Raw genomic sequence first — 16,499 nt, 5'->3', positions numbered from 1 at the left:
CGAAATTGCGCGCCAGGCGCCAGCCCTGTTCAGCGCGCGGCCGCCCCCGGCCCGTAATTGTTGTACTCCCACAGGCGGTTGAAGCCCGGGTCATCCAGATCGCGCGCCGGATCGGCATTGCCGCGGTGCGGCCGGCGCGTGGTGGCGGCGTGGTCCCAGGGGCTGTCGGCGCAACAGGCGACGTCTATGAAACTGTCGCGGATCACGAGCTGGCCGTTGGCCGTCTTGCCCGGCAGGTAGCCGGTATTGCCGGCGCCCTGATCCCAGCTGCGGCCAAGGAAGCTGCGGCCATCCTGTTGTAGCCAGGCGTCTGCGGTGAAGCGGCAGTCCAGCGCGAGGAAGCCGAAGCGCTTGCCCGGATGTGTGTCCGGCGCAAACACGATAGTCGGTGCACGGCGCCGGCTCGAAACGGAATGAAACTCACAGCGCTGGAACACGGCGCTGGCACTGCCGAACACATAGTCGGTATCGCCTTCGATGTAGCACTCGGTCGCCAGCAGGCGGGCATCGCGATCACGGGCGTAAGCGCCCATCGCATTGGCGGCACGCGGGGCCTCGCCGGCATTGCAGAAGAAGGTGTCCTGCCGGCTGATCAGGCGCAGGCCTTCGAGCTGGCAGCGATCGCCATCGCTGCGCAGGGCCACGGCCTGGTGAGTGCTGCCATCCACCGTGTCGAGCTGGCTGTTCACGATGCTGAAATTCTTCAGCTGCAGATCGCTGGCCTGGCTCCAGAACACGGCCGCGCTAGGCGTGTCGATGCTCTTGCCGTCCGGACGCCCGGCGCAGGCCTGATACATATGCCAGGCCGGATCTCCGGGCTGGAATTCAGCGGCCGGATTCACGCGCTGAATGTACTCCGCCACCGTCATACGCGAATCGAGGCATAGCTCGATGCGCACGTCGGAGCCATGGCAGCCGCAGCCGACGAGGCTCAGTGGCGGTGCAAAGGCCGGGATGTAGACCGCTCCGCAATACACGCCGGGCAGGATGTGGATGTACTGACGCTCGATGCGGCCACTGCGGATCGCCGCATTCACTGCGGCCTGCACACTGGCATGACTGCCGCCGGGGCCGACGACGAAATCGGCACGCGAATCGGCAATGGCGGCGGGCCGCCAGGGGCCGTCCGGCGCGGCGTGCAGGCCGCCCTCGGCGAAATACGCCGTCGGCACGAACGCCGCCGCTTCCGCCGCACTGAGCTGAGGACGCTGCGCCGTGTTGGGCGGGCTCAATCGCCCGGCAATTCCGGGCAAGGCATCCCGGTGCGCGAGTTCGGGAGAGGCAAGGTGATTCATGAGGGGAAATACTCCAGCGTCAGGCCACGCCGGAAGTGAAGGCATGATACCGGTCGCAACCCTAGCATCGGCAGTGGTATTGCTCAAGGCTTCGAACCAACACTTTTGATCCGCGTCTGCAAATTGATGTAGCAGCGCCAACGCCCGGCCGCTGCGGCTGTGCACCATGCGGGCAGCAGCGCCTACAGCCGATTCGCTTATCATGGAACACTCGTCCATTGCCATCCAGCCGGAGCGCCCCCATGCCTGCCTTTCCGCCCCGCCGTGATCTCGCCCAGATGCTCCTGAGCGTTACCCTCACGAGCGGCCTGCTGCTCGCTTCGCTGTGGGTGCTGTCGCCCTTTCTGCTGGCCCTGACATGGGCGACGATGATCGTCGTGGCATCCTGGCCACTGATGCTGCGCCTCGAACAATGCCTGTGGGGGCGCCGCAGCCTGGCCGTACTGACCATGATCGGCGGACTGCTGCTGGTGCTGTTCCTGCCCTTCATGGCTGCCATCACCACCCTGCTCGATAATTCAGACCGTCTGATTGCCCTGCTCAGCAACTTCGATGGCGAGCACATTCCCAGCGCCCCAGGCTGGCTCGGCAGCATTCCTCTGGTGGGCGAACGCCTCGCCGAGCTGTGGGCACAGATCGCTGCGCTGGGCGTGAAGGGCCTCACCTCCAAGCTGGTGCCGCACCTGGGCAGCCTCAGCAAATGGTTCGCCGCCAAGATCGGCGGCCTGGGCCTGATCCTGCTGCAGATCCTGCTCGCCATCGTGCTGGCCGCCATTCTCTACATGAACGGCGAAGCCACGGCCAGCGCCCTGCGCCGCTTCGCCCACAAGCTCGGCGGCAGCCGCGGCGAAAGCATGCTGGAGCTGGGGGCCGGTGCCATCCGCGGAGTGGCGCTGGGCGTTGGCGTCACCGCCGTGGTGCAGGCCCTGCTCGGGGGCATCGGTCTGCTGATCGCGGGCATCCCGCTGGCTCCGGTGCTCACCGCCCTGATGCTGATCCTGTGCATTGCCCAGCTGGGCGTGCTGCCGGTGCTGGCGCCGGCCGTGATCTGGCTCTACAGCAGTGATCAGAGCGGCATGGGCACTTTCCTGCTGGTGTGGATGCTGATCGTGGTCAATCTCGACAATGTGCTGCGCCCCTGGCTGATCCGACGCGGTGCGGATCTGCCCTTGCTGCTGATTCTCGCCGGCGTCATTGGCGGCTTGATGAGCTTCGGGCTGCTCGGCATCTTCCTTGGTCCATTGCTGCTGGCAATCAGTTACACCCTGGCCGGCTCCTGGCTGACCGAAGACACTGCGCCGACGTCGGACGCCCCGCTGCTGCCCGAGCCCCCCGCTCCGCCGGTCACGGACTGAACCCGGCCGCGCATGATCTTCCCGCCGCACCCGACATGCCGCCTGCTCGCCGGCCTGCTCGCCCTGTGCTGGGCCGGCGCGGCCGGCGCGGCGCTACAGATCGAAGCCGATGCTGAGCTGCTGCCGCTGCTGCAAACCCATCTCGAATATGACGCAGACGAGATCGCGCGCGGCGGCGAATGGCGTGAGGCGCAGCAGCACAGCCTGCTGCGCCAGGCGCGCGACCTGCTGGCCACGGCCGGCTACTTCAGCCCGCAGCTGAGCGGCGAAGACCAGGGCTCAGATTTGCTGCTGAAGGTGGACAGTGGACCGCGCAGCCGCGTCAGTGCAGTGGACATCCGCGTAGAAGGCAACCTCAGCCCGGAAGAGCTCGAGCAGATCCGCGCGAGCTGGCTGCTGCCGGTCGGCGCCGCCTTCACGCAGAACGACTGGGATCGCGCCAAAACGGCTCTGCTGGCCCGCCTCGGCAGCGAGGCCTTCCCCGACGCCCGCCTCGCCAGCAGTGATGCCGAGGTGGACCCGGCCAGCGCCAGCGTACAGCTGAGCCTCGTGTTGCGCAGTCAGGCGCGCGTGCTCTTCGGCGCCATCCACTACAGCGGCCTGCAACGCTATTCCGAGAATCTTGCCGCACGCTATGCCATTGGCGTGAAACAGGGTGATCCCTTCAGCACCGACGCGATGCTGGAGCTGCAGCAATCCCTGCAGCGCACACCCTATTTCTCGACCGTGCAGCTGGAGCTGCAGCCCCCCGCGGCCGACAGCCCCGAGCCCCAGGTACGCGACGTGCTGGTGCGCCTCACCGAGCGCGAAGCGCATGCGCTGAGCAGCAGCGTCGGCTACAGCTCCAACACCGGCGCCCGCGTCGGCCTGGCCTTCGATACCGCCGACCTGTTCGGGCGCGGCTGGGAAATGCACACCGGCGCGGACATCGAGCAGCGCCGCCAGGCCGCCTTCGTGGACGTGTTCATGCCGCGTACCCGCTTCGGCGCCAACTACGGCGTCGGCGGTGGCATGGAGCGCTCGGACATCGAGAACCTCTACACCGAGTCCACCGCCTTCGGCCTGATCCGCACCCACTCGCGCGGCGCGCTGGAAATGCGTGACACCCTCAACTGGCAGGCCGAGACCCAGTCCAGCCCGGACCGCGACACCCAGGACAACCGAGCCATCACGCTCAACCGCATGTGGTCCTGGCGCCATCTCGATTCCGCCACCGCCCCGCGTCGCGGCGTGGCCCTGATGGGCCAGCTCGGTGGCGGCATACGCCCCACCCGGCCCGATGAAGGCTTCTTCCGTCTCCACGGTCGCGGTCACTACTACCTGCCCGTCGGCAGTGTCGACACCCTGGCCCTGCGCACCGAGCTCGGCGCCACCCTCACCCACGAAACCGAGGGCATCCCGAGCGACTGGCTGTTCCGCACTGGCGGCTCGCAATCGGTGCGCGGCTACCGCTACCAGAGCCTCGGCATCCAGGAAGGCAGCACCGTGTACGGTGCGCGCTACCTCGCCGTAGCCAGCGTCGAATACACCCACTGGTTCGGCCCCAGCTGGGGCGCGGCGAGCTTCATCGACCTTGGTGACGCGCGTGATGCCCTCGGCGACTTCCGCCTCGCCCGCGGCATCGGTTTCGGCCCGCGCTGGCGCAGCCCGGTCGGCCCGCTGGCGCTGGACCTGGCCTGGGGCGAACGCGAGCACGAATGGCGCGCCCACTTCTCGCTGGCGATTCCGTTCTGATGTCCAGACGCCCACAGCCCCGCCTCTTCGCTGCCGCGCTGCGCCATGTGCTGTGGACCAGCGTCGCCAGCGCCTGCGTGCTGGCCGGCACCGTGGCCTGGCTGGTGGCCAGCGACAACGGCCTGCAGACCCTCGCCCGCGCGGCGCAAGGCCTCGTCCCCGGCCTGCAGCTGCAAGGCCTGCACGGCCGCGTGCTGGGCCCGCTGCAGCTGGCCAGCCTGCGCTGGCGGGGTGCCGGCGGCAGCCGCCTCGAAATCGACGCCCTGAACCTCGCCTGGCAACCTGCAGCCCTGCTGCGCGGCCAGGTCGAGATCGAACTGCTGCAGGCCGCCCGCCTGCACTTCACTCCGGGCACCGGCGACGACAGCCCGCTGCAGGCACCGCAGATCCCTGCCTCGCCCGTAGTCGTGACGATCCAGCGCCTGGCCCTCGGCACGCTCGAAGTCGCCGGCCTACCCGCCGCCCTGCAGGGCCTTGAAGCCCAACTCGCAGCCGACAAGGCCGGCTATCACCTGCAACTCGCCAATCTGCGCAGCCAGCGCCTCAAACTCAGCGGCGAAGCCCGCCTCGCCGCGCCCGCCCCGCACACCCTCACGGCGCGCCTGCAACTTGAACAGCAGGGCGAACAGGCCTTCGTGCTGCACGCCAGCGCCACCGGCGAACTGAGCGCCCTGCAATTGCAGCTCAAGGCCAGCGGCAGCGTTGCCGGCGCCGGCCAGCTCCAGCTCGAGCCCTTCAAGCCCCAGCCTCTGCGGGCCGCCGAACTGCAACTGCAGGGCCTTGATCCACACAGCTGGTTCGCAGCCGCCCCCGAAGCCCGCATCGACATTGAAGCCCACAGCGATGCACAGGATTTCCGCCTCGACGCCCGCAACCAGCGCCCGGGCCTGCCCGAACGCGGCCTGCTGCCACTGCAGCGCCTGAGCCTCGCCGGCCGCTGGCAGAACGAACGCCTGAGCCTCAGCCACTGGCTGCTCGATCTGGGCCGCGCCGGCCAGCTCGCGGGCACCGGTGAATGGCAGGCGGGCCTGCTCGACCTGGCCGGCCGCATCAGCGCCCTGAACCCCGCCGCACTGCACTCGAAGGCCTTGCCGGCGAGCCTCGGCGGACACTTCAGCAGCCGCCTTGCGGCCGGCGAGCAAGCCCTCGATCTGCAACTTGCCGACGCGCGTCTGCAGCTCAACGCCCGCGCGCGCCGCGATGCCCGCGCCATCCGCCTCGAAACGCTGGCGCTCTCCAGCGGCCCGGCCCGCCTGCACGCCAGCGGCCAGCTCGACCAGGCCTCAGGTGAATTCAGCCTGCAGGGGCACATGGAGCAACTCAATCTGGCCCGCTTCGCCGCCCTGCCAGTCACCCACCTGAACGCCCAGCTCAGCGCGCACGGCCGCCTCGGCCCCGCGCTACGCGCCGAAGCCAGCTTCAGCCTGCAGGATTCCAGCGTGGCAAACCACGCCCTGAGTGGCGAAGGCCAGCTCATCTTGGCGGGCGAGCAACTGGAAATCCGCCGCCTGCAGCTCCTGGCCGGCGACAACCGCCTCGATCTGCATGGCCGCCTCGGCCAGCGCGGCGACCTGCTCGAATTTGCCCTGAACGCACCGAGCCTGGAGCAGCTCGGGCTCACCGGCAGCCTCACGGCCCAGGCGCGCCTGCATGGCACGCTGGCCGCCCCGGCGCTGGAGCTGCAGGCCAGCAGCCCGCAGCTCGGCGTGCCGGGCTACGTCCAGCTGGAACAGCTCACGGCCGTGCTGAATTTCTCGCCACAGCCAACCGCCCCGCTGCGCCTGAAGCTGGATCTGAGCCGCCTGCAGTTGCCCGGCCAGAGCGCCATCGAAGCGCTCAGTGCCCGCATTGACGGCAGCCTGCAGCAGCATCGCGCCAGCCTCGGCGCGCGCCAAGGGCCGATGGCCGTGCAGATCGCGGCGGAAGGCTCAGCCGACCGCCCGGCACAGGTCTGGCAAGGCCAGCTGAGCCAGCTCAGCCTGGACGGCGCGCCGCTGCCGCTGCAACTCGTCAGCAACGAGGCCCTGCGCGTCTCCGCCCAAGGTCTGCAACTGGGCCGCAGCAGCTTCCGGCTCGGTGAAGCGAGCCTCGATCTCGCCGCGCTGGACTGGCTGGCCGGCCAGCTGCACAGCCGCGGCAGCCTGCAGAACCTGGCCCTGGGCCCGCTCCTGAAACTGCCGGGCGACTTGCGCATCGGCGGCGACTGGGATCTCCACTACCCGCCGGTGCAGCCCGGCCGCCTGAGCCTCGCGCGCAGCAGTGGCGATCTGCAGCTGGCCGACGGCCGTAAGCTGGGGCTCGACACGCTGGAAGCAAGCGCCCGCATCGACAGCCCGCGCAGCAGCCTGCAACTGAGCGCTCACAGCCAGCTGGCCGGCCAGCTCAAGGCCAGCCTGAGCGTGCCCAGCGGGCCGGACGCCGCAGCGCTGGCGCAGCGTCCGCTGCAAGGCCAGGCCGAGCTGAGCCTGCCAGACCTCAGCGTGCTCTCAGCCCTGTTCGGCCGCACGCTGCGCGCCAGCGGCAGCCTGCACGGCCAGGCCAGCCTCGCCGGCAGCCTGCAGGACCCGCAATGGCAGGCCCGCCTGCAGGGCACGGCACTTGGCCTGCAATGGCCGGACACCGGTCTGTGGCTGGACAAGGGCGCGCTCGACCTTGAACTCGCCGGCGAGCAGCTCAAGGTAAGCCAGCTCCACTTCGAAGCCCCCCATCGCGCCCTGCCACGCGATCCCCGCCTGCCGCTGGAGCGCCTCACCGCACAGCCCGGCAGCCTTGAGGCCAGCGGCACGCTGAACCTCGCCAACGGTCGCGGTGACCTGGCCCTGAGCGCCGAACGCGTCGGTGTGATGCAGAAGCCGGGCAGCTGGCTGCTGCTCTCGGGCCAGGCCGAAGCCCGCGTCGAGGAAGAGCGCTTGACCCTCAGCGGCCAGCTCAAGGCCGATGCCGCGCGTTTCGAAATGCCGCCGGCCAGCCGACCTCAGCTTTCGGACGACGTACGCATCCGCGGCAAGGAAGTGCGCAAGCCCTCCAGCTACGGAGTCCGTATTGACCTCAGCGCCGATCTGGGGCCTGCCTTCTACTTCAAAGGCGCCGGCCTCAACACACGGCTGGCCGGCGAGCTGCGCCTCAGGAGCAACGAGACCGACCCACTGCGCGTGAATGGCTCGGTGGACGCCAGTGGTGGCCTCTTCGAAGCCTACGGCGCACGCCTGAACATCCGCCGCGGCCTGCTCAATTTCGTCGGTCCAGTCGGCAACCCGGGCCTCAACATCCTCGCCCTGCGCAGCAGCCCCACGGTGGACGCCGGCGTCGAAGTCACCGGCAGCCTGCAGAAGCCGAGACTGCGACTGGTCTCCGAACCAGATCTGCCGGACCAGGAAAAACTCAGCTGGATGCTCTTCGGGCGCGGCCCCGACCAGGGCTACACCGGCACCGACGCCAGCCTGCTGGTTTCGGCCGCCGCAGGCCTGCTCGGCGACACTCAGCTCGTGCGCACCCTCGGCATCGACCAGTTCGAGATGCGCTCGGGTTCGCTCAGCGGCAGCAGCAACGGGCGTGGCAGCCGCATCGCCAGTACCGGCGGCTTCAGCACCAACAGCACGGAGACAAATGACCAGATCCTCAGCGTCGGCAAGACCCTCTTCAACCGCTTCTCCATCGCCTACGAAGAATCCATGCTCGACGCCGGCAGCGTCGTGAAGCTCAGCTACCGCCTGTCACGCGCCCTGACCCTGGTCGGCCGCACCGGCAGCGACAACTCACTGGACCTACACTACGCCCTGCGCTTCGGGCGCAGCAAGTAGACGCGGCGCCCTCTGCCTGCCTGCGTGCAACACCACTTGTTGATACGCCACATTTGCTGCGCAAAAAGTAAGCAATCCTCACCGCGCTTCGGGTAGAATCGCGCCCCTTCCCTGCTCCATTTCTGCGCAGCGCCGCGCCTGCCCGTCGCCATGCAATTCGCTGGATTCCAGTTACAAAACAACCTCTTCCTCGCGCCCATGGCTGGCGTGACGGATCGCCCCTTCCGCCAGCTGTGCAGGCAGCTCGGTGCGGGCCTGGCCGTGTCTGAGATGGTCACCTCCAACGCACTCCTCTACGCCAGTAACAAGACCCGCCGGCGCACCGACCACGCCGGCGAAACCGGGCCGATCTCGGTACAGATCGCAGGCTCGGACCCGGCTATGATGGCTGCCGCCGCCCGCCACAACCGCGATCACGGCGCGCAGATCATCGACATCAACATGGGCTGCCCGGCCAAGAAGGTCTGCAATGTGGCCGCCGGCTCGGCCCTGATGCGCGACGAGGCGCTCGTCGCGCGCATCCTCGAAGCCGTGGTGGCGGCCGTGCCGGAGTTGCCGGTCACGCTCAAATTCCGCACTGGCTGGGACCGCGAGCATCGCAACGCGCCGACCATCGCGCGCATCGCCGAGGAGTCCGGCATCCGCCTGATCGCCATCCATGGCCGCACCCGCGCCGATCTCTACATGGGCGAAGCCGAGTACGACACCATCGCCGCGGTGAAATCACGCGCCGGCATCCCGGTGATCGCCAACGGCGACATCGATTCGCCGCAGAAGGCGAAACTCGTGCTCGATCACACCGGTGCCGACGGCGTAATGATCGGCCGCGCCGCGCAAGGTCGACCGTGGATCTTCCGCGAGATCGCCCACTACCTCGCCACCGGCGAAACCCTCGCCGCCCCTGCGCTGGCCGAGATCCACGCCATCTGCCGCAGCCATCTGGCTGAGCTGCATGCCTTCTACGGCGAACTCGGCGGCGTACGCGTGGGCCGCAAGCACATCGGCTGGTATACCAAGGGCATCGCCGGCGCGCAGGTCTTCCGCCAGCACCTGAACCAGCTCGAAACGCCGCAGGAGCAGTTCGACGCCATCGACGAATTTTTCATCCAGCAGGCACCCAGCCTGCAAGACGACAACAATCAGCCTGAGGCATTGGCCGCATGAACAAGAAAAACGATATCGCTCTGTGTGTGACACAGGCACTCGATCGCTACTTTGCCGATCTGGACGGTGAGAAACCCGTCGACATTTACGACATGGTCATCCGCCAGGTGGAACGCCCGCTGCTCGAATCGATCATGGGGCGGGTCAGCAACAACCAGACCCAGGCGGCCGAACTTCTTGGCATTACCCGCAACACCCTGCGCCGCAAGCTGACCGATCACGGTCTGCTCTGAATCTGCTACGCATCCACGTCCGAATCTCCACTCTTACGCTCTACAGGCCCACACCATGAAAGTCACCCAAGCCCTCCTCAGCGTCTCCGACAAGACCGGCGTAGTCGAGTTCGCGCGCGAACTCGCCGCCCTCGGCGTCGAACTCCTGTCCACCGGCGGCACCGCCAAGAGCCTGCGCGATGCAGGGCTGGACGTGACCGACGTGGGTGACTACACCGGCTTCCCCGAAATGCTCGACGGCCGCGTCAAGACCCTGCATCCGAAGGTGCATGGCGGCATCCTCGCCCGCCGCGATCTGAAGGAGCACCTCGACACCATCGACGCGCACAACATCCCGCGCATCGATCTGGTGGTGGTGAACCTCTACCCTTTCCAGGCCACGGTGGCCAAGGAAGGCTGCACCCTGGCCGACGCCATTGAAAACATCGACATCGGTGGCCCGACCATGGTCCGCGCCGCAGCTAAGAACCACGGCAACGCCTGCGGTGGTTGCGGCATCGTGACCGAGCCGAGCGACTACGCTGCGATTCTTGCCGAGCTGAAGTCCAACGCCTGCACCCTTTCGCACAAGACCCGCTTCGAGCTGGCGCGCAAGGCCTTCACCCACACCGCGCGTTACGACTCGATGATCGCCAACTGGCTGACCGCCGTCGATGCCGATCAGCTCAACGAAGCCGCCGCCCCGGTGCGCGCCGAGTACCCGACCCGCCTGCAACTGGCTTTCGACAAGGTGCAGGACCTGCGCTACGGCGAAAACCCGCACCAGACCGCCGCCTTCTACCGCGATCTGGCCTCGCCCGCCGGCGGCATCGGCAGCTACACCCAGCTGCAGGGCAAGGAACTCTCCTACAACAACATCGCCGACTCTGATGCGGCCTGGGAATGCGTCAAGGCCTTCGATACCTCGGCTGTTGCCTGCGTGATCGTCAAGCACGCCAACCCCTGTGGCGTGGCGCTCGGCGCCAGCGCCGAAGAAGCCTATCGCAAGGCCTTCTCGACCGACCCGACCTCGGCCTTCGGCGGCATCATCGCCTTCAACGCCGAAGTCGACAAAGCCACGGCCGAAGCCATCTCCGGTCAGTTCATGGAAGTCTGTATCGCCCCGTCCTACACCGCCGAAGCGCTCGAACTGCTGGCCGTGAAGAAGAACGTGCGCGTGTTGACCTGCCCGCTCGGCAAGATCAGCCAGACCGACTACAAGCGCGTCGCCGGCGGTCTGCTGGTACAAACCTACGACGACGCAGTGCTGACCGAAGCCGACCTGAAGGTCGTCACCCAGCGTGCCCCAACACCGAAGGAAGTCAGCGACCTGCTCTTCGCCTGGCGCGTGGCCAAGTACGTGAAGTCCAACGCCATCGTGTATTGCAAGGACGGCATGACCGTCGGCGTCGGCGCCGGCCAGATGAGCCGCGTGGATTCGGCCCGCATCGCCAAAATCAAGGCCGAGAACGCCGGTCTGGTGATCCCGGGCTGCGTGGTGGCATCCGACGCCTTCTTCCCGTTCCGTGATGGTCTGGACGTGCTGGCCCAGGCCGGCGCCACCGCCGTGATCCAGCCGGGTGGTTCGATGCGTGATGCGGAAGTGATTGCTGCGGCCGACGAGCAGAACGTCGCCATGGTGTTCACCGGCTTCCGTCACTTCCGCCACTAAGAAGCCGTAACAAAATGGTTCTGGCGTTGTTGCGCTGCCTTGCCGTACTGAATGTACTGTCTGCGGCAGCGCGTCTAGCCAGAACCGCGTTGCTCCATTTTGTTCCAGCTTCCCGCCGCGTCAGGGCTCAAGTCCTTCTATTTCATAAATCAAAGTCACCATGAAAATTCTCGTTATCGGTTCCGGCGGTCGTGAGCACGCCCTGGCCTGGAAGCTGGCCCAGTCGCAGCGCATCCAGAAGGTCTATGTAGCGCCGGGCAACGCCGGCACCGCTACCGAGCCCGGTCTGGAGAACGTTGCCGCTAACAGCATCCCGGAATGGATCGCCCTGGTTCGCCAGGAAGGCATCGGCCTCACCGTGGTGGGCCCCGAAGCACCGCTGGCCGCCGGTGTGGTGGACGCCTTCCGCGCCGAGGGTCTGCCGATCTTCGGGCCGACCAAGGCCTGCGCCCAGCTCGAATCCTCCAAGGATTTCGCTAAGCAGTTCCTGATCCGTCACGGCATCCCCACCGCCAAGTACCAGACCTTCTCCGACGCCGCACTAGCCCACGCCTACGTGGATCGCGAAGGTGCACCGATCGTCATCAAGGCCGATGGCCTCGCCGCCGGCAAGGGCGTGGTCGTCGCCATGTCGCTGCAGGAAGCGCATGAAGCCATCGACATGATGTTGCTCGGCAACAAGATGGGCGACGCCGGTGCGCGCGTGGTGATCGAGGAATTCATGGCCGGCGAGGAAGCCAGCTTCATCGTGATGGCCGACGGCAAGCACGCGCTGGCCATGGCCACCAGCCAGGATCACAAGCGCCTGAAAGACGGCGACGAAGGCCCCAATACCGGCGGCATGGGCGCCTACTCGCCAGCGCCGGTGGTGACGCCGCAGATCCACGCCCGCGTGATGCGCGAAATCATCAACCCGACGCTGGCCGGCATGACCGCCGACGGCCTGCCCTACAGCGGCTTTCTGTATGCCGGCCTGATGATCGACGAAGCCGGCGCGCCGCGCGTGGTGGAGTTCAATTGCCGTTTCGGCGACCCCGAAACCCAGCCGATCATGATGCGTCTGAAAACCGACCTAGTCGAACTGATCGAGGCCGGTATTGCCGGCAAGCTCGATACCGCCGAAGCCGACTGGGACCGCCGTGTGGCGCTGGGCGTGGTGCTTGCCGCCGGTGGCTACCCGGATGATCCGAAGAAGGGTGACGTGATCTCAGGGCTGGATGCCAAGGTGGAGGATGCCCATGTGTTCCATGCTGGCACCACCCTGCGAGACGGCAAGGTAGTCTCCAGTGGCGGTCGCGTGCTGTGTGTGACCGCACTTGGCGACTCAGTGAAGGAAGCGCAGACCCGCGCTTACGAGCTGACCAGCCAGATCCAGTTCGACGGCATGCAGTACCGCCGCGACATCGGGCACCGCGCCATCAAGCGCTGAAGCCAGGATCAGACCTGCAGTGCGCCCACCGCGCACTGCGCCGCATATTCACGACGGGGGTTGGAAGATGCACAAGAAGGTGAAGGTATTGGGCGCAACGGTTTTCGGCCTGCTCCTGCTGGCCGCCTGTGCCACGCTGGATCAGAGCGACTTTCTGCGTAGCGGCGGCAGCAAGGATGCCGGTTTCGTCGAAATCTCCTGGGATCAGACCCGCATCGACAATGGCAAGGGCGCCAGCACTGGCAGTCTTAATGAAGCCAGCGCCGCATGTCGCGAATGGGGCTTCACTGGCGGGGCAGAACAACCCATGAGCCAGCCCGAAGAGCGCTGCGTGTCGCTGCGCGGAATGGGCTGCGGGCGCTTCGTGATGAGCCAGAAGTTCCGCTGCCTGCGCTGAGCGCTTGTGCGTGAGAACGGCTGACCCGCCCGGGTCAGCCCTGGCTCACGCCGGCCAGCCGTTCAGCCGCGTACCGGCATGGCGCCGGGCAAGCCACTGTCGAGGATTGCCGCGCGCAAGAGGTCGATGACCTTGGTGCGCGGGTAAGTCACCCGCCAGGCAATCGCCACCCTCCGCGTCGGCTCCGGCGCGGCAAAGGGCCGGATAGCCACCAGCTTCTGGCTATCCACCAGCGGGTCAGCTGCCGAGCTCGGCAGCACCGTCACCCCCAGTCCAGTCGCCACCATGTGGCGGATGGTCTCCAGCGAACTGCCTTCCATGGTCTTTTGCAGACCCGTGCCATGAGCACAGCGCGGGCAGGCTTCCAGCACCTGATCGCGAAAACAGTTGCCGGCCCCCAGCAATAACAGCGGCTCTTCCTGCAGCTTGGCAGTCGTCAGGGCTTCTTCCTTCACCCAGGGATGCGCTGCGGGCATCACCACGCGGAAGGGTTCGTCATACACGGCCTGGGTCACGATGCCTTGCTCGGCAAAAGGCAAGGCCAGGATGGCCACGTCGATTTCCCCCTTCTTGAGCTGATCAGCGAGACGATGGGTGTAGTTCTCCTGGATCATCAGCGGCATGCGCGGCGCGCGCTCAGCCAGCAGCGGAATCAGCGAAGGCAGCAGGTAAGGCGCGATGGTGTAGATCACGCCTATGCGCAAGGGGCCGGACAAGGCATCGCGCCCGGCCTCGGCCAGATCGCGGATCTGGCTCGCCTCGCGCAACACGCGCTCGGCCTGCTCGACGATGTGGCGGCCAATCTCGGTAACTTTCACGTCCACCGCGCTGCGCTCGAAGAGCAGCACACCGAGCTGTTCCTCAAGTTTCTTGACGGCCACCGACAGGGTCGGTTGGGAGACATGGCATTTCTCGGCAGCACGCCCGAAATGGCGTTCCTGCGCGAGCGCGACGATGTAACGCAGATCTGTGAGGGTCATGGGAATGCCCGGCTCCGGAATCCGGCTAAAGCGCATGAATAGGATTTTCCAATTATATGCACTCCGCTAGATAGCTTGCTTGATCGATGTCGACCGGACTTGAAGTTTCTGCAGGCCACCCCACTTTTTGTAAGCGGATGTAATCGGTGGAACCTCTCCCGACCCGCACAGTCCGACACTTCGCGCTACAACAAAGCGCTCGTCATCCCACAAACCCTCATTCCCGGAGGACCCGATGCGTCGTTCCTTCTTCCGCGCAAGTCTCGTGGCCAGCGTCGCCACCGTTGCGTTTACCGGCTGCCTGCAAGAGTCCGGCATGCCCTCGTCCCACGCCAGCACGCCGGCCGTCAGCCCGGCCGCCGTGAGCGCAGCCCGCGCCGGCCTGCCCGACTTCAGCGGGCTGGTCGAAGCCATTGGCCCGGCTGTGGTCAACATCAGTGTTACCAGCATCGAAAAGCCCAGCCGCGGCGGCTTTCCGATCGATGAGAACGATCCCTTCTTCGAATTCTTCCGCCGCTTCGGCATTCCTGGTCAGGGCCAGGGTCAGCAAGCGCAACCACGCGTGCAGCAAGGCGTCGGTTCGGGCTTTATTCTGAGCGCAGATGGTTACATTCTGACCAACGCCCATGTGGTGGACGGTGCCAGTGAAGTCACGGTCAAGCTCACCGACAAGCGCGAATTCAAGGCCAAGGTGATCGGTGCGGACAAGCGTACCGACGTGGCCCTGATCAAGATCGATGGCAAAAACCTGCCTACGGTGAAGACCGGCAATCCCGATGCCAGCAAGCCCGGCCAGTGGGTGATCGCCATGGGTTCGCCCTTCGGCCTGGAGAACACGGTGACGGCCGGCATCATCTCGGCCAAGGCACGCCGCCTGGATGGCGACAGCTATGTCAATTTCATCCAGACCGACGTGGCCATCAACCCCGGCAATTCCGGCGGCCCGCTGATCAATCTGGATGGCGAAGTGATCGGCATCAATTCGCAGATCTACTCGCGCTCCGGCGGCTACATGGGAATCTCGTTCTCAATTCCGATCGATACCGCCTTGAAGGTGAAGGAGCAGTTGCAGAAGCACGGTAAGGTTTCGCGCGGCCGCCTCGGGGTGGTGATTCAGGGAATGGACAAGGATCTGGCCCAGTCTTTCGGTCTCGACAAGCCTAGCGGTGCGCTGGTGAACTCGGTCGAGCCCGGTGGCCCGGCGGACAAGGCCGGCCTGCAGGCGGGTGACATCATTCAGCAGGTGGATGGTGCAAAGGTGGAAGACTCCACGGATCTGCCGCGCATCATTGGTGAGCGCAATCCGGGTGACTCGGTGAAGCTCAAGGTATGGCGCGACAAGACCAGTCGCGACCTCAGCGTGAAGCTCGGCGAACAGGCCAGCGAGCGCGTTGCGGTGAACAACGATGATGCGGCCACACCGGGCGGCAAGCTGGGTCTGGTGGTACGCCAGCTCAATGCTCAGGAAGCACGCCGCAGTGGTGTGACGGCCGGGCTGCTGGTCGAGGAAGTTTCGGGTGCGGCGGCCAAGGCCGGTATCCGTCAGGGCGATCTGATCCTCGGCGTGAGCAACCAGAAGGTCACCAGCGCTGAACAACTGCGCAAGGCTGTTGAAGCAGCAGGCAAGAACGTACCACTGCTGATCCAGCGCGGCGAAAACCAGCAATATGTAGTGGTTCGCCTGAACTGATTTTGTCTCCTCCCCGGCAGAGTGCAGGACGGGCTCTGTGTTGCAACGGCCGCCGCAAAGCGGCCGTTTTTTTCACCCCTCCAACGGCTTCTTGCGCGGACGCCCCTTGGGCAAGGGGCTCAGGCGCCGGTTGGGGCTCAGCTCCCCACCCGCCAGCGGCAACTCACCCAGCATCCAGCCCCGGTTGGCGGTATAGCGGATAGCATCCAGCTCATCCAGCGGCGTACCGGCCTCCAGCAAAGCACGATAGGCCGCCTGGCGTTCAAAGGGCGTATTGCCTAAGGCCCAGTAGCGCGCATGGTCGGTAATGAGTGGATCCGGCTCAAGACCGAGGTGATGGCGGCAGCTGGACCAAGGGTAATGCTCGGCGCTGGCCGCATGTCCCGCCCGCAGCGGATTCAGTTCGATATAACGGCTGGCCGCCAGCAACCAGTGCATGGGTTCAATCACGGTGGAACGGTAACGCCCCTCCCACAAGGTACCGCTGCGCAGATGGCGATCATTAAACCAGCGTACATAGCGCCGGCCAAGACGCTGCATCATGTTGCCCGCAGCGCCCTCGTCGGGCGGGGTGATCAGCAGGTGAGCATGATCGGGCATCAGTACATAGGCATGCAACGCGACACCAGCCTCGCGGGCAGCCTCGCGCAGGTGCAGGCGATACTGCTGGAAGTCCGTCTCGTCGAGAAAGACAGGGGCTCGATTATTGCCACGCTGCAGCACCAGCTGTGGCATGCCTGGAATGTAGAGGCGCGGCAGGCGGCTCATGGG

The 16,499-nt window shown here is 66.2% G+C and carries 12 protein-coding genes; 9 read left to right on the top strand and 3 right to left on the bottom strand.

What is annotated here, in order from left to right:
- Positions 1–29: 29 nt before the first annotated feature.
- Positions 30–1,295, bottom strand: a complete 1,266-nt coding sequence (locus C0V76_RS02130; RefSeq protein ID WP_101940696.1) for a putative acyl-CoA thioester hydrolase — start codon at positions 1,293–1,295, stop codon at positions 30–32.
- A gap of 242 nt (positions 1,296–1,537) precedes the next feature.
- On the opposite strand from C0V76_RS02130, the gene ydiK reads away from it, so the two are divergent.
- From ydiK to yecR, 8 genes are all read left to right on the top strand, one after another.
- Positions 1,538–2,650 (top strand): AI-2E family transporter YdiK, encoded by a 1,113-nt coding sequence (gene ydiK, locus C0V76_RS02125; protein ID WP_101940695.1) that lies wholly within the window; start codon positions 1,538–1,540, stop codon positions 2,648–2,650.
- Positions 2,651–2,662: 12 nt separating this feature from the next.
- Entirely contained in the window at positions 2,663–4,384 is a 1,722-nt protein-coding gene (locus tag C0V76_RS02120) for an autotransporter assembly complex family protein (RefSeq protein ID WP_101940694.1), read from the top strand.
- The gene (locus C0V76_RS02115; RefSeq protein ID WP_101940693.1) at positions 4,384–8,184 is read left to right on the top strand and encodes a translocation/assembly module TamB domain-containing protein; all 3,801 of its coding nucleotides are present in this window, start codon (positions 4,384–4,386) and stop codon (positions 8,182–8,184) included. The genes C0V76_RS02120 and C0V76_RS02115 overlap by 1 nt, the downstream gene beginning before the upstream one ends.
- 150 nt (positions 8,185–8,334) lie before the next feature.
- Positions 8,335–9,348 (top strand): tRNA dihydrouridine synthase DusB, encoded by a 1,014-nt coding sequence (gene dusB, locus C0V76_RS02110; RefSeq protein WP_101940692.1) that lies wholly within the window; start codon positions 8,335–8,337, stop codon positions 9,346–9,348.
- Positions 9,345–9,581, top strand: a complete 237-nt coding sequence (locus tag C0V76_RS02105) for a helix-turn-helix domain-containing protein (protein WP_101940691.1) — start codon at positions 9,345–9,347, stop codon at positions 9,579–9,581. Before dusB ends, C0V76_RS02105 begins: the two co-directional genes overlap by 4 nt.
- A gap of 55 nt (positions 9,582–9,636) precedes the next feature.
- Positions 9,637–11,232: a bifunctional phosphoribosylaminoimidazolecarboxamide formyltransferase/IMP cyclohydrolase gene (purH, locus tag C0V76_RS02100; protein ID WP_101940690.1), complete on the top strand. Its 1,596-nt coding sequence runs from the start codon at positions 9,637–9,639 to the stop codon at positions 11,230–11,232.
- A 160-nt stretch (positions 11,233–11,392) separates the two neighbouring features.
- The gene (gene purD, locus C0V76_RS02095; protein ID WP_101940689.1) at positions 11,393–12,661 is read left to right on the top strand and encodes a phosphoribosylamine--glycine ligase; all 1,269 of its coding nucleotides are present in this window, start codon (positions 11,393–11,395) and stop codon (positions 12,659–12,661) included.
- 67 nt (positions 12,662–12,728) lie between these two features.
- Positions 12,729–13,058: a YecR family lipoprotein gene (gene yecR, locus C0V76_RS02090; RefSeq protein WP_101940688.1), complete on the top strand. Its 330-nt coding sequence runs from the start codon at positions 12,729–12,731 to the stop codon at positions 13,056–13,058.
- A gap of 62 nt (positions 13,059–13,120) precedes the next feature.
- Here yecR and C0V76_RS02085 read toward each other — a convergent pair whose 3' ends face one another.
- The gene (locus C0V76_RS02085) at positions 13,121–14,038 is read right to left on the bottom strand and encodes a hydrogen peroxide-inducible genes activator (protein WP_101941022.1); all 918 of its coding nucleotides are present in this window, start codon (positions 14,036–14,038) and stop codon (positions 13,121–13,123) included.
- 235 nt (positions 14,039–14,273) lie between these two features.
- Here C0V76_RS02085 and C0V76_RS02080 point away from each other — a divergent pair, with 235 nt between their 5' ends.
- Positions 14,274–15,728 (top strand): DegQ family serine endoprotease, encoded by a 1,455-nt coding sequence (locus C0V76_RS02080; RefSeq protein ID WP_101940687.1) that lies wholly within the window; start codon positions 14,274–14,276, stop codon positions 15,726–15,728.
- A 72-nt stretch (positions 15,729–15,800) separates the two neighbouring features.
- Here C0V76_RS02080 and C0V76_RS02075 read toward each other — a convergent pair whose 3' ends face one another.
- The gene (locus C0V76_RS02075; protein ID WP_101940686.1) at positions 15,801–16,496 is read right to left on the bottom strand and encodes a transposase; all 696 of its coding nucleotides are present in this window, start codon (positions 16,494–16,496) and stop codon (positions 15,801–15,803) included.
- Positions 16,497–16,499: the final 3 nt, after the last annotated feature.

It is taken from the genome of Uliginosibacterium sp. TH139, assembly GCF_002855595.1.
Classification (GTDB): domain Bacteria; phylum Pseudomonadota; class Gammaproteobacteria; order Burkholderiales; family Rhodocyclaceae; genus Uliginosibacterium; species Uliginosibacterium aquaticum.
This window is presented reverse-complemented; position numbering and strand designations above follow the sequence as displayed.

Bases quoted from the DNA above. Each gene is read 5' to 3' on its own strand.
- C0V76_RS02120 (WP_101940694.1), top strand. From the start codon at position 2,663: ATGATCTTCCCGCCGCACCCGACATGCCGCCTGCTCGCCGGCCTGCTC.
- yecR (WP_101940688.1), top strand. From the start codon at position 12,729: ATGCACAAGAAGGTGAAGGTATTGGGCGCAACGGTTTTCGGCCTGCTC.
- C0V76_RS02130 (WP_101940696.1), bottom strand. From the start codon at position 1,295: ATGAATCACCTTGCCTCTCCCGAACTCGCGCACCGGGATGCCTTGCCC.
- C0V76_RS02105 (WP_101940691.1), top strand. From the start codon at position 9,345: ATGAACAAGAAAAACGATATCGCTCTGTGTGTGACACAGGCACTCGAT.
- C0V76_RS02075 (WP_101940686.1), bottom strand. From the start codon at position 16,496: ATGAGCCGCCTGCCGCGCCTCTACATTCCAGGCATGCCACAGCTGGTG.
- ydiK (WP_101940695.1), top strand. From the start codon at position 1,538: ATGCCTGCCTTTCCGCCCCGCCGTGATCTCGCCCAGATGCTCCTGAGC.
- purH (WP_101940690.1), top strand. From the start codon at position 9,637: ATGAAAGTCACCCAAGCCCTCCTCAGCGTCTCCGACAAGACCGGCGTA.
- C0V76_RS02080 (WP_101940687.1), top strand. From the start codon at position 14,274: ATGCGTCGTTCCTTCTTCCGCGCAAGTCTCGTGGCCAGCGTCGCCACC.
- dusB (WP_101940692.1), top strand. From the start codon at position 8,335: ATGCAATTCGCTGGATTCCAGTTACAAAACAACCTCTTCCTCGCGCCC.
- C0V76_RS02085 (WP_101941022.1), bottom strand. From the start codon at position 14,038: ATGACCCTCACAGATCTGCGTTACATCGTCGCGCTCGCGCAGGAACGC.
- purD (WP_101940689.1), top strand. From the start codon at position 11,393: ATGAAAATTCTCGTTATCGGTTCCGGCGGTCGTGAGCACGCCCTGGCC.
- C0V76_RS02115 (WP_101940693.1), top strand. From the start codon at position 4,384: ATGTCCAGACGCCCACAGCCCCGCCTCTTCGCTGCCGCGCTGCGCCAT.